Origin of the sequence: Erythrobacter sp., from assembly GCF_038133525.1 — a bacterium.
GTDB lineage: Bacteria > Pseudomonadota > Alphaproteobacteria > Sphingomonadales > Sphingomonadaceae > Qipengyuania.
In genome coordinates this window covers 1-11,497 of sequence record NZ_JAYPTL010000073.1, presented here as the reverse complement: position 1 = coordinate 11,497, position 11,497 = coordinate 1, and the positions used below count along the sequence as shown (strand labels likewise).

9 protein-coding genes and 2 tRNA genes are annotated in these 11,497 nt (G+C 61.8%); 5 read left to right on the top strand and 6 right to left on the bottom strand.

The window, feature by feature from the left end:
• Position 1: 1 nt before the first annotated feature.
• The 3 genes from AAFM29_RS15015 to recJ form a co-directional block, all read right to left on the bottom strand.
• Positions 2-76, bottom strand: a tRNA-Glu gene (locus tag AAFM29_RS15015).
• Between the two features lie 52 nt (positions 77-128).
• A tRNA-Glu gene (locus AAFM29_RS15010) sits at positions 129-203 on the bottom strand.
• Positions 204-288: 85 nt separating this feature from the next.
• The gene (gene recJ / locus AAFM29_RS15005) at positions 289-2,070 is read right to left on the bottom strand and encodes a single-stranded-DNA-specific exonuclease RecJ (RefSeq protein ID WP_341713595.1); all 1,782 of its coding nucleotides are present in this window, start codon (positions 2,068-2,070) and stop codon (positions 289-291) included.
• An 80-nt stretch (positions 2,071-2,150) separates the two neighbouring features.
• Between recJ and AAFM29_RS15000 the strand changes: the two genes are divergently transcribed.
• Entirely contained in the window at positions 2,151-2,636 is a 486-nt protein-coding gene (locus tag AAFM29_RS15000; protein WP_341713594.1) for an NAD(P)H-dependent oxidoreductase, read from the top strand.
• Between the two features lie 421 nt (positions 2,637-3,057).
• The gene (locus AAFM29_RS14995) at positions 3,058-3,567 is read left to right on the top strand and encodes a hypothetical protein (protein ID WP_341713593.1); all 510 of its coding nucleotides are present in this window, start codon (positions 3,058-3,060) and stop codon (positions 3,565-3,567) included.
• Here the strand turns inward: AAFM29_RS14995 and AAFM29_RS14990 are convergent.
• Complete coding sequence (locus AAFM29_RS14990) at positions 3,564-4,532, bottom strand: nitronate monooxygenase family protein (protein WP_341713592.1); 969 nt, start codon at positions 4,530-4,532, stop codon at positions 3,564-3,566. The genes AAFM29_RS14995 and AAFM29_RS14990 overlap by 4 nt on opposite strands.
• An 88-nt stretch (positions 4,533-4,620) precedes the next feature.
• Positions 4,621-5,664, bottom strand: a complete 1,044-nt coding sequence (locus AAFM29_RS14985) for an amidohydrolase family protein (RefSeq protein WP_341713591.1) — start codon at positions 5,662-5,664, stop codon at positions 4,621-4,623.
• 286 nt (positions 5,665-5,950) lie between these two features.
• On the opposite strand from AAFM29_RS14985, the gene AAFM29_RS14980 reads away from it, so the two are divergent.
• On the top strand, positions 5,951-7,963 hold the full coding sequence (locus AAFM29_RS14980) for a S9 family peptidase (RefSeq protein WP_341713590.1): 2,013 nt from the start codon (positions 5,951-5,953) through the stop codon (positions 7,961-7,963).
• A 21-nt stretch (positions 7,964-7,984) separates the two neighbouring features.
• On the opposite strand, the gene leuA is transcribed toward AAFM29_RS14980, so the two are convergent.
• The gene (gene leuA / locus AAFM29_RS14975) at positions 7,985-9,658 is read right to left on the bottom strand and encodes a 2-isopropylmalate synthase (RefSeq protein ID WP_341713589.1); all 1,674 of its coding nucleotides are present in this window, start codon (positions 9,656-9,658) and stop codon (positions 7,985-7,987) included.
• Between the two features lie 225 nt (positions 9,659-9,883).
• Here leuA and AAFM29_RS14970 point away from each other — a divergent pair, with 225 nt between their 5' ends.
• Together AAFM29_RS14970 and AAFM29_RS14965 are read left to right on the top strand one after the other, a co-directional pair.
• The gene (locus AAFM29_RS14970) at positions 9,884-10,306 is read left to right on the top strand and encodes a PaaI family thioesterase (protein ID WP_341713588.1); all 423 of its coding nucleotides are present in this window, start codon (positions 9,884-9,886) and stop codon (positions 10,304-10,306) included.
• Between the two features lie 2 nt (positions 10,307-10,308).
• Positions 10,309-11,436 carry an epoxide hydrolase gene (locus tag AAFM29_RS14965; protein ID WP_341713587.1) on the top strand — a complete coding sequence of 376 codons (1,128 nt, stop codon included), beginning with the start codon at positions 10,309-10,311 and terminating at the stop codon, positions 11,434-11,436.
• The last annotated feature ends 61 nt before the right edge of the window (positions 11,437-11,497 follow it).

Genomic DNA, 11,497 nt, shown 5'->3' with positions numbered 1-11,497 from the left:
CTGGTGACCCCTACGGGAATCGAACCCGTGTTTCAGCCGTGAGAGGGCCGCGTCCTGACCGCTAGACGAAGGGGCCTGAGCCTGGAGGCGTCATGCCAAAGGGCAGAGCCTCGTCAATTACCGCACCTTGGTGACCCCTACGGGAATCGAACCCGTGTTTCAGCCGTGAAAGGGCCGCGTCCTGACCGCTAGACGAAGGGGCCACATCGGTGGCGTGGCGGCGCACTTAGGGGGGAGACCTGCGGGCGTCAACCCTACAATGTCACTGGCTTGCAACGCGAGTGTGGATCAGGCCCAGGCCGCGTCCTCAAGGTGGAGTTCGGCTGCAGGGCGGCTACCCCAGTCGTCGATCTTGACCCGGCCCGCCAGCCACAGGCGGCGGCCCTGCGCCCCATGAAGTAATGCCTGACCCAACTCGCTTTCTGCCGCGCGGAAAGCGATGCCCTTGAAGCTGCGCCCGTCGTCACCAGCAGCAATGATACGGACGTGATCGGTTCCCACTATGTCGCACTTCACGAGCCTTACCGGACCCACGGCAACACGTGGACCGGGCCATCCCATGCCATAAGGTCCACCGGCTTCGAGTGATTCGACCAGTTCGGGGACCAGGCCTCCCGGGGCGACGGCCACGTCGAGCAGCATCTCGCGTTCCGCCGAGGCGCGCGCAACGGCACCTTCCAGCTCAGTATCAAGCCATTCTGCCAGCGCTTCTACCTTGTCGCTTGCGACCGTCAGACCGGCCGCCATGGCATGCCCGCCGCCAGCCACTAGCAAACCCTCGTTTCTTGCGCGGATGATTGCGGCTCCAAGATCGACCCCCGCGATCGAGCGACCGGAGCCCTTGCCCTGGCCCTCCGCTTTATCGAGCGCGATCACCAGAGATGGCTTGCCGGTCTTTTCCTTGATGCGTCCGGCAACGATCCCGATCACGCCGGGGTGCCAGCCTTCACCTGCCAGCAGGTGCACCGCCCGGTTGTGTTGGGCGGCCAACTGCTCTTCGGCGGCTTCCTGTACGGTGGCTTCGATCGCGCGGCGTTCTTCGTTGAGCGCGGAAAGCTGGGCAGCGATTGAGCGAGCTTCGTCTGGGTCTTCGGTGGTCAACAGCCGCACGCCAAGTGTCGATTCGCCCACACGACCACCGGCGTTGATGCGTGGCCCAAGAGCGAAGCCCAGATCGGAACAGGCGGGTGCCCGCTTCAGCCTGCTCGCATCGATCAGGGCCGACATTCCAGTGTTGTCGCGCCGCGCCATTACCTTGAGCCCCTGCGCCACGAAGGCTCGATTGAGCCCGTGCAACGCGGCGACATCGGCCACTGTGCCCAATGCAACGAGGTCGAGCAGCGCCAGCAGGTCAGGTTCCTTGCGACTCTCGAAGTACCCCTGCGCACGCAATGTCCGGACCACGGCGATCGCAAGGAGGAACGCGACCCCTACCGCAGCAAGATGGCCGTGGGCGGCAGCAAGATCTTCCTCGTCCAGTCGATTGGGATTGACCAGAGCCAGTGCTCGCGGAAGCTCGGCGGCGCATTTGTGGTGGTCTACGACAATCACGTCGATCCCGGCATCGTGGGCCATGGCAAGCGCTTCGTGCGCCATGGCCCCACAATCGACCGTCACAATCAGGCTGCTGCCTTGCTGGCCGAGCCGCACCAGCGCCTCGCCTGACGGGCCGTACCCTTCAAGCAGGCGGTCGGGGATATAATAGTCTGCCTCAAGACCCAGCTCGCGCAGCAGGCGGATCAGCAAGGCCGAACTGGTTGCTCCGTCGACGTCATAGTCGCCGTAGATCGTGATCCGTTCCTTGCTCAGCACCGCCTGTGCGATGCGATCTGCGGCGCTGTCCATGTCGCGGAAGGCAGAAGGATCAGGCAGAAACGCACGCAGGGTGGGGTTACGATGGCGGGCAAGATCGTCACGCTCCACTCCTCTCGCAAGCAACAGCTGGTCGACAATGTCCTGACCCGAGCCGAGACCGCTCCCCAGTTCCATGTTGCCGCCGCGCCAACGCCAGGCACGACCAGTCAGCGATTGGGTTACGCCGAAAACATGCGAGAGTGCTTGGGAGGCCATGGGACAAGTCTAACCCTCGATGCGCTGCTGCGAAAGGCTACGGCGATTGACAATCGACAAGTGCCCGCGATGTTGGCGCCATGGATAATCCATTGCTCCTGATCGCGTGGCATAGTCGGACCGGGACTGCCAAGGCGCTGGCGCACGCCGCAGCGCTTGGCGCAGGCGAGCAGGCGCTCTTGTTGCGTGCGGAAGAGGTCGAGCCGGAACATCTACTGGCGGCACAGGGCTTCCTCTTCGCCTGCCCCGAAAACCTCGCGACCATGAGCGGGGCGATGAAGGAAATGTTCGATCGTTGTTATTACCCGGTCCTCGGCCAGGTTGAGGGCCGGCCCTATGCCACGATTATTGCCGCAGGATCGGACGGAGAGGGGGCCCAGCGCCAGATCGACCGGATCGCCACGGGATGGCGCTTGCGGCGTGTCGCCGAACCCTCGATCGTCAATATGGCAGCGCAAACTCCGGAAGAAATTCTCGCTCCGAAGGTGCCAAATGCCGAGGCTTTGGAAAATGCCCGCCTTCTCGGTGCGTCCTTGATGGAAGGTATCCAGCTCGGGATATTCTAGCCGATGCGGGCAACGTCGGCTTGGCGTGTGATGGAGTTCGCTCCGATTTGAACATTTATCCATATTTTTCAACAGGTCGGGAGTGGAACTGCAGGCTGCAGACTGTAGCTTCTCTTGGATGACAATCACCCATTCCTTCGCAAGTGCGAATTGTGATCAGCCCGGATTGCTCTTGCTGTTCGGCAGCAAAAATCGACCGAACAAGGATCAGATAGCTGAGACGCTGAATTGCTCAGATCGCAATTCGATAACCCATGATCCCACTGGTGTTGTACCGCCTTCGTTGATCGGATTTGGAGGGGAGGGCGACACCAGCTGTTTCGACCATACCTGGCTTGAGCTATGCCGCGACGGGCTGACCTTTGACCTGGTTGGCTTGAGCCCTGGTCCATCGCTTGCGCTTCCCGCTGACCTTTGCCCCGTGGATGACAAGCACCGCCTCGCGACAGAATCGAGCGAAGCGATTGGGCTCTTTCCGGGTCCGCATTTGGCCGAAGGGGCATCCAGCCTTCCGATTGTGCGGACCCAGCTGGCATTGGCACTCGACCTTGTTGATCGGCTCGATGGAGTGGTGGGCGTTTGCTGGACCGTTTCGGGCGTTGTGATGCCACAAGCTGGCTTCAGCCGGATTGTCGCTGATTGGATTGGCGGGGGCAGGTTCCCGGCGAAGAGCCTGGTACGTTTGGGCGAGGTTGCTCCCGGTAGATTATGCAGCAGCGGCCTTGGTCACTTCATTGGCCAGGAGATCCAGCTACCTATCGGTGAGGCGCAAGGCAGCGGGCATGCGACGGACCTTGCCTGGCTGCTCATTCATGAGCTCGTCGCGATCGGGCCGGTCGATGGCCCGATCACGCTCGAAATTCCCGGAAGGAAGCCGATACACCTAGAGCCATCGGCGGATGGTGCAGTAGTCCGGGTCGATCTATCCTAGGCAGTCGCTTTCGCCAGCGCCACCTTGGCCGCTTCATACTCGCGCTCCAGGCGAGCAACAGTGGCTTCGACCGGAGCGGTTTCGGTGACCGTGCCGATACCTTGACCCGAACCCCAAATATCCTTCCACGCCTTGGCCTTGGTATTGCCACCGCTGCCGAAGTTCATTTTCGACGGGTCGCTCTGCGGCAAATCGTCGGGGTTGAGCCCGGCCGCCTCGATGCTTGACCGCAGGTAGTTGCCGTGCACGCCGGTGAAGAGGTTGGTGTAGACGATACCGCTCGCACTGCCTTCGACGATGGCGTCCTTGTAGCGCTGGTCAGCGTTAGCCTCGGTGGTCGCGATCCAGGGCGAACCAATATAGGCGAAGTCCGCGCCTAGCGCCTGTGCGGCAAGGATCGAACGGCCGTGGGCGATCGAACCTGAGAGCGCGACGAGGCCGTCGAACCAGCTGCGGATTTCCTGCATCAGTGCAAAAGGACTGAGCACGCCGGCATGCCCGCCGGCGCCGGCGGCGACTGGGATCAGACCGGTAGCACCCTTTTCGATCGCCTTGCGGGCGAAACGGTCGTTGATCACGTCATGCATGGTGATGCCGCCCCAGCCTTTGACGGCAGAGAACACGTCTTCCAGCGCGCCGAGCGAGGTGATCACGAGCGGCACCTGCCACTTCGCGCAAGTCGCCATATCGGCATCGAGCCGGTCATTCGACTTATGAACGATCTGGTTGACTGCGAAGGGCGCCGCCGGACGATCGGGGTTGGCGCGATTGTGCGCGGCCAGTTCCTCGGTGATCTGGTGGAGCCATTCGTCGAGCTGGCTTTGCGGGCGCGCATTGAGCGCGGGAAAGCTGCCGACGATGCCCGCCTTGCACTGGGCGATGACCAGTTCCGGCCCCGATACGATGAACAGTGGCGAACCGATGACGGGCAGGCGCATCCGATCAAAAGGGGCGGGAAGGGACATCCGTTATCTCCGTTGCATTCTGAAACTTGGGTATGGCTTATGGTGCGCGCGGGCGCTTGTCGAGCGTGACGTTACGTAAACGTCAGCTTCAATCGAGCAGGTGTTCTATGCCGTAGATGCGCGCTGCGGTTCCGGAAAACAGCGCGCGCTTCTCATCGGGGCTGGCGCCCTGCGCCAATCGTTTGAAAGCGTTCCACAATACCGCGTAGCTCGCCCCCCAGCGATCCACCGGGTAATTGCTTTCGAACATGGCGCGATCGGGGCCGAAGGCGTCGATGCAGGTATCGACATAGGGGCGCCAGAGCGCGGCAAGATGTTCTGATCCGTGGCCCTTTGCCGGTCCGTCTTCAGGTAGACCGCAGAACGCCATGGCCAGTCCGCCCAGTTTAACCGAGACGTTGGGGCATTCGGCAATTGCGTGGATCGAATGGCGCCAGGCGTCGAAACGCTCGTGCAGCTTGCCACGATAGCTGGCGATGTTGAGCGGTGTGCCGCAATGGTCGAGCACAATCTGCTGGTCGGGGAAGGCTTTCGCCAGTTCCAGTACATCGCCCAGCTGCGGCTCGAGCAGCCAGGCATCGAAGGTCAGACCATAATCGGCATAGGCTGCGAAACCGGCACGGAAAGCGTCACTGCCGTAGAGACCCTGTGGTGCGTGGAAGGGCGGCCCGAGCACCTCGGGATCGGCATCCCATGCGGCGGCATGGCGAATGCCGCAGAACCGCCCATTACCAGCGGCGATCAGAGCCTCCACTACCGGTTTCACCGCATCGCCCAGCGTCAGGTCGGCATGGCCGACGATCGCGGCACAGGGACGGTAATCGCCATAAAGGCCACTCGCGCCCTGGGCGGCAACGCCGTTGACGAATTCGACCTCTCCCACCGGTTTGAGCGCCTCGCCTCGGCTTGAATCGTAAAACGCTCCGCATTCCATGAAGACAGTCGCCACCACATTGTGGCCGCTATGCGTGTCGGCGTGGAGTTCGTCGAAAGTGTAATAAGCTGCCCCTGCGATTGCCTCGAGGAAATCGTGCCGTGGTTCGGGAAACGCACCCATCAACGGACGCAGGTCCCACAAGTGATGGTGCGGATCGACGATCGGCAGATCTGGCTCGAGGATTTCTTCGGTCATTTGAGGCTGTCTCCCTGGCACCGTGTAGGACCGATGTCGGATTCCCCCGGGGCCTTCCCCGCTGGATGGAACACATGGAACAGGGTTCTGGCAAGGAATTTTGCCGGGCCCAGGACAGTATGTGGATCAGCCATTCAGGAGAGGCGACGGGCTGACATGTCGGATAACTAAGCCAGGCGGGTGGAGTAGGGAATGGCCGAATCTCCACTGTAAACTTCGTGCCTGCCGAGATTGCCAAGCGCACGGATTGCCTTAAGCAAGGCCCTCCAAGTTCAAGGAGATATTGATGCGAGTTCTTCTGTTCTCCGCCGGCCTTTGGGCGCTGGCGCTTCCGCATGCCGCCTGGGCGGAGCGGGCGCAACCGGAGGACATGGTTCGGATCCAGCAAGTGTCCGAGCCGGCAATTTCGCCCGATGGCAGTTTGGTCGTCTATACCGTTGAAACGGACAATGCGGCGAATGATGAGGCCGAGAGTCACATCTGGATTGCCGGATGGGATGGCACCGGCGCACGACCGCTCACCTGGCGGGTTGGTGAAAGTGAGTTCACGCCTCGCTTCAGCCCGAATGGGAAGGCAATCGCCTTCCTGTCTTCACGTTGGCCGGAAGATGATGGGAGTGAGGAAATTCCCAATCGACTTTGGCTTCTGCCCACCTTCGGCGGCGAAGCCTTTCCCATCCCCGGCATCATGGGCTCGGTCACAGACTATGCTTTCTCGCCAAGTGGGACCAAGCTTGCGCTGATTGTACAGGATCCCAAGCCGAAGAAGACAGAAGGCAGCGAGGACCGCCCCGAACCAATCGTTATCGATCGTTATCGCTTCAAGGAAGACGGGGTCGGCTATCTCGACAATCGTCGTGAACGCCTTTGGCTCTACGATCTCGTTAGTGGCAAAGCGGAACGCCTAACTGATGGCGATTTCGACGAAGCGCTGCCGGCCTGGTCGCCTGACGGAAAGCGTGTCGCCTTCGTTTCGCGTCGTTTTCCTGACGCCGAACGCTCGCCGGACTTCAATATTTGGACTGCCGATGTCGCGAAGCCAGGGCAGGCTCCGAAACAGGTCACGAAGTATGAAGGTGCGGACAGCGATCCCGGCTTTGGATCATATCCCGCATGGAGTCCGGACGGCTCGCAGATTGCCTATCTGCGCACGGGTGACCCGTCGCTTATCTGGTATGCCACGACCGACCTCGCGGTGGTCCCTTCTGGTGGGGGCGAGGAACGTGTGCTGACCGAAGCGCTGGATCGCAACGTCCTCAATCCCTTCTGGTCCTCCGATGGATCGACGATCAGCTTCATCGTCGAGGATGACGGTGTCCAGCGGCTTGCCAGCGTGCCGGCCGTCGGCGGTTCGGTGAGCGATGTGAAGAGCGGGGAGTGGGTATTTTCCGAGCCTACAGTATCGCCCAACGGGCATGTCGCGATGCGGGTCGGTCAGCTGACCGCTCCCGACGAGATCTATGCGCTGGAGAATGGCAAGCTTCGCGCACTTACTTCGCACAATGCCGAGTTTGCCAAGAACCTCGAACTGGGCAAGGTCGAGCGTATCAGCGTCATCAGCAAGGATGGCGCCGAAGTGCGCGGCTTCATCCAGACGCCGCCGGGATACCGCAAGGGCTCACGTGTGCCGACCATGCTCTATATTCATGGTGGCCCGACTTCGCAGTTCGATGTCAGTTTCGACATAATGCGCGAGATATTCTCGGGTGGCGGATATGCGGTCATTACCGTCAACCCGCGCGGCAGTACCGGCTATGGTCAGACCCATGCCGCCGGGATCGATGCGGCCTGGGGCACGGTCGACGTCGAGGATGTGCTGGCCGCGGTCGACCATGCGGTGGCGGAAGGCATCGCCGATCCGGACAAGCTGGTTATCGGCGGTTGGTCCTATGGCGGCATGCTGACCAATTACACCATCGCCCGCGATACGCGGTTCAAGGCGGCGATGAGCGGGGCCTCGATCGGCAATATCCTCGCCGGATATGGCACCGATCACTACGTCTACGAATACGACGTGGAACTGGGCTATCCGTGGGAGAACCGGGAAGTTTGGGAAAAGCTCAGCTACCCCTTCCTGCACAATGATCGCATCGTGACGCCCACGCTGTTCATGGTGGGGGATGAGGACGTCAACGTGCCCACGCTGGCGACCGAACAGATGTATCAGGGCCTGCGTTCGCGCGGGATCGAGACGCGGATGGTGATCTACCCGGGCGAGTTCCACGGCATCAACCGACCGAGCTTCAAGGTCGACCGGTTGAAGCGCTGGCTGGACTGGTACGACGCTCACGTGAAGTGAGTATCGTACCGGTTACCTAGCTCAACCGGCGGAGTTTGCCGCGCTGAGCACGGCGCGCACGCTGGCGGTCGCGACGTCTTCGTCGATACCGCAGCCCCAGACGGTCTTGCCATCGGGTGTACGGCATTCGAGGTAGGCGGCGGCGTTGGCGCTGGTGCCTGCGCCGAGTGCGTGCTCGTTGTAGTCGACAACCTCGAGTTCGACCCCGAAGGCATCGCGCAGCGTGGTCATCACGCTCGAAATCAGGCCGTTGCCGCGCCCTGAAACGCTCTGTTCCTTACCATCGACCTCGATGGTGCCTGCGAACAAGCGGGTGCCGTCGCTGGCACGGCTTTCCTCATAATCGACCAGGCGGAAGCGGCGCGGCTCCATCTTGACGTAATAGGCGTGACGGAAGGCATCCCAGATGTCGCTCGCATTGAGCTCGCGGCCCAGTTCGTCTGCCATGCGTTGCACATGCGGGCTGAAATCGGCCTGCATCCGCTTGGGCAGCTTGAGACCCTTGTCCTGCTCAAGCACCCAGGCGAAGCCGCCCTTGCCGGACTGTGAATTGACGCGGATCACCGCCTCGTAGCTGCGACCGAGGTCGGCCGGGTCGATCGGCAAATAGGGAACGCGCCAGGCCGGCGAATTCTGCGTCTCGTGCGCGGCGAAGCCCTTCTTGATCGCGTCCTGGTGGCTGCCCGAAAAAGCGGTGAAGACCAGTTCGCCACCATAGGGATGGCGTTGGTGGACGGGGATCTGATTGCAGTACTCGACCGTCTCGATCACCCGATCGATGTCCGAGAAGTCGAGGCCCGGGTCGACGCCCTGCGTGTACATGTTGAGCGCCATGGTCACGAGGCAGCAATTGCCGGTCCGCTCGCCGTTGCCGAACAGGCAGCCTTCGACGCGGTCGGCACCTGCCATCAGCGCCAGTTCCGCCGCAGCCACGCCGGTTCCGCGGTCGTTATGCGTATGCAGGCTGATTACCGCGCTCTCGCGATTGGGCAGGTTGCGGATGAAATATTCGACCTGGTCGGCATAGATGTTCGGCGTTGCCGCTTCGACCGTTGCCGGCAGGTTGAAGATTATCGGATGGTCGGGGGTGGGCTGGAGAACCTCCATCACCGCTTCGCAGACCTCGAGGCTGAAATCGAGTTCGGCGGTGGAGAAGGTCTCGGGCGAATATTCAAAATGCCAGTCGGTTCCGGGCTGCTTCGCCGCCTCGTCGCGCATGATCTTGGCGCCGGTTACGGCGATTTCCCGCACCTGGTCCTTGGTCATGCCGAACACGACCTCGCGCCAGGCAGGGCTGACTGCATTGTAGAGATGGACGATCGCCTGCTTTGCACCTGTCAGGCTGGCGAAGCTGGTGCGGATCAGGTCTTCGCGGCTTTGCGTGAGCACTTGCACGAAGACATCGTCAGGAATGCGACCCGATTGCACGAGGCCTGAGATGAAATCGAACTCGGTCGCGCCGGCACTCGGAAAACCGACCTCGATTTCCTTCAGGCCTACCTGCACGAGCAGGTCGAAGAAACGGTTCTTCTTGTGCGCGTCCATCGGATCGACGATCGCCTGGTTGCCGTCGCGCAAATCGGTCGACAGCCAGCGGGGCGGGGCTGTGATCGTTCGGCTTGGCCATTGCCGGTCAGGCAGCGGCACCTGCGGAAAGGCGGAGTACTTGACGCTCGGGTCGCGGAGCATGGACATTTGAAATCTCGGTATTTGCGGAAGCTTCGGGGTGGTTTCGATCCCTTGGGCGCTCAGCGCGCCCGCTTCGGCACGCCAGCTATCACGCCCAAGGGCGTGTAAGTCGCAGAATAAGGCCGAGTGCATTGTGCATGTGCGTTGCTATGCGAAAGCACGGCGGGCTTGTAAAGCAAAACAGGCTTGGGCATCGCGAGAAATTAAATTTCCCGATTTGCTGGAGAGAGCATGGCTGACGGACATTCGCTTCATGAGACGATGGGACTGGTGCGGGTCGTATCGGTCGACCCCGAAGGACGCGCGAGCCTGGAGTATGAGGCCAAGCGCGAGCAATGCCATTCGGGCGGCGTGGTGCAGGGGGGATTCATCAGCGGATGGATCGACGCAGCGATGGCTCATGCCGCGATGGCGAAGAACGGGCCGGGCATCGTTCCCATGACACTCGAGCTGAAGGTCAGCTTCTTCGCGCCGACGCGCCCCGGGCTGGTTATCGCCGAAGCCTGGGTCGAACGGCACGGCAAGCGGACCAGCTTTTACGAAGGCCACCTGAAGGATGCCAACGGGACCGTTCTGGCCAAGGCGACGAGCACGATACTGCTTGCCGATATGACCCGCGTGGTCGAGGCTTCACGGAAGGCGACAGGAGAGTAGGCATGAGCGAGATCCGCCCTTTCCACCTTGATGTCCCGCAGGATGAACTGGTCCGGCTAGCCGACCGGCTCGACCAGACCCGCTGGCCTGAAGAAGAACCGGTCGACGACTGGTCGCAGGGCACCAAGCTGGCCGCGCTCAAGGAACTTGTCGCCTATTGGCGGATCGAATACGACTGGCGGCGCTGCGAGAAGCGGCTCAACGATATCGGCCAGTTCACCACCAATATCGACGGGTTGTCGATCCACTTCCTGCACAAGCGATCCTCGCGCGTGGACGCTCTACCGTTGATCATCACGCATGGCTGGCCGGGGTCGGTGATCGAGTTCCTTGGCGTGATCGACGAGTTGACCGAACCCACCGACCCGGAGGCGATGGCCTTCCACGTCGTGGCCCCGTCATTACCGGGTTATGGCTTCTCGCAGAAGCCCTCGGCCACGGGTTGGGGCGTCGAAAGAATTGCGCGCGACTGGGCGGAACTGATGCGCCGCCTTGGCTATGGCCACTGGGTTGCGCAGGGTGGAGACTGGGGTGCCGCTGTCACCACCGCCATCGGCCAGCTGGCGCCAGAGGGGTGCAGAGGCATCCACCTCAACATGCCGCTTGGTCGCCCGGGGCCGGAAGATCTGCAAAGCCAGGACCCGAAGGTGCTCAAGGCGCTGCAACGGCTCGGCTTCTACCAAGAATGGGATTCCGGCTATTCCAAGGAACAAAGCACGCGGCCGCAGACGATCGGATATTCGTTGGTCGATTCCCCCGTCGGTCTCGCCGCGTGGATCCTCGAGAAGGTGTATTACTGGACCGACAACAGCGGATCGCCGTGGGATGCGCTGTCGATGGACCAGGTGCTCGACGACATCATGCTCTACTGGTTGCCCGCGACGGGAGCCTCGGCCGCGCGGCTCTATTGGGAAAGCTTCGCCAAATTCGGTTCGGGAACGGTGTCGCTGCCGGCCGGGGCGAGCGCCTTCCCGAAAGAGATTCTCCCCGCTCCGCGTGCCTGGGTCGAACGGACGCTGACCAATCTCGTCTACTGGAACGAGCTCGACAAGGGCGGCCATTTCGCCGCGTGGGAGCAGCCCGAGCTGTTCGTGCAGGAACTGCACGCCTGCTTCGCGAAGATGGTGTGAGATCCGAACCCAGTCATTGCGAGGAGCCGCAGGCGACGCGGCAATCCAGAGGGTGCGGAAC

Bases quoted from the DNA above. Each gene is read 5' to 3' on its own strand.
- leuA (WP_341713589.1), bottom strand. From the start codon at position 9,658: ATGTCCATGCTCCGCGACCCGAGCGTCAAGTACTCCGCCTTTCCGCAG.
- AAFM29_RS14970 (WP_341713588.1), top strand. From the start codon at position 9,884: ATGGCTGACGGACATTCGCTTCATGAGACGATGGGACTGGTGCGGGTC.
- AAFM29_RS15000 (WP_341713594.1), top strand. From the start codon at position 2,151: ATGGATAATCCATTGCTCCTGATCGCGTGGCATAGTCGGACCGGGACT.
- AAFM29_RS14985 (WP_341713591.1), bottom strand. From the start codon at position 5,664: ATGACCGAAGAAATCCTCGAGCCAGATCTGCCGATCGTCGATCCGCAC.
- AAFM29_RS14990 (WP_341713592.1), bottom strand. From the start codon at position 4,532: ATGTCCCTTCCCGCCCCTTTTGATCGGATGCGCCTGCCCGTCATCGGT.
- recJ (WP_341713595.1), bottom strand. From the start codon at position 2,070: ATGGCCTCCCAAGCACTCTCGCATGTTTTCGGCGTAACCCAATCGCTG.
- AAFM29_RS14965 (WP_341713587.1), top strand. From the start codon at position 10,309: ATGAGCGAGATCCGCCCTTTCCACCTTGATGTCCCGCAGGATGAACTG.
- AAFM29_RS14980 (WP_341713590.1), top strand. From the start codon at position 5,951: ATGCGAGTTCTTCTGTTCTCCGCCGGCCTTTGGGCGCTGGCGCTTCCG.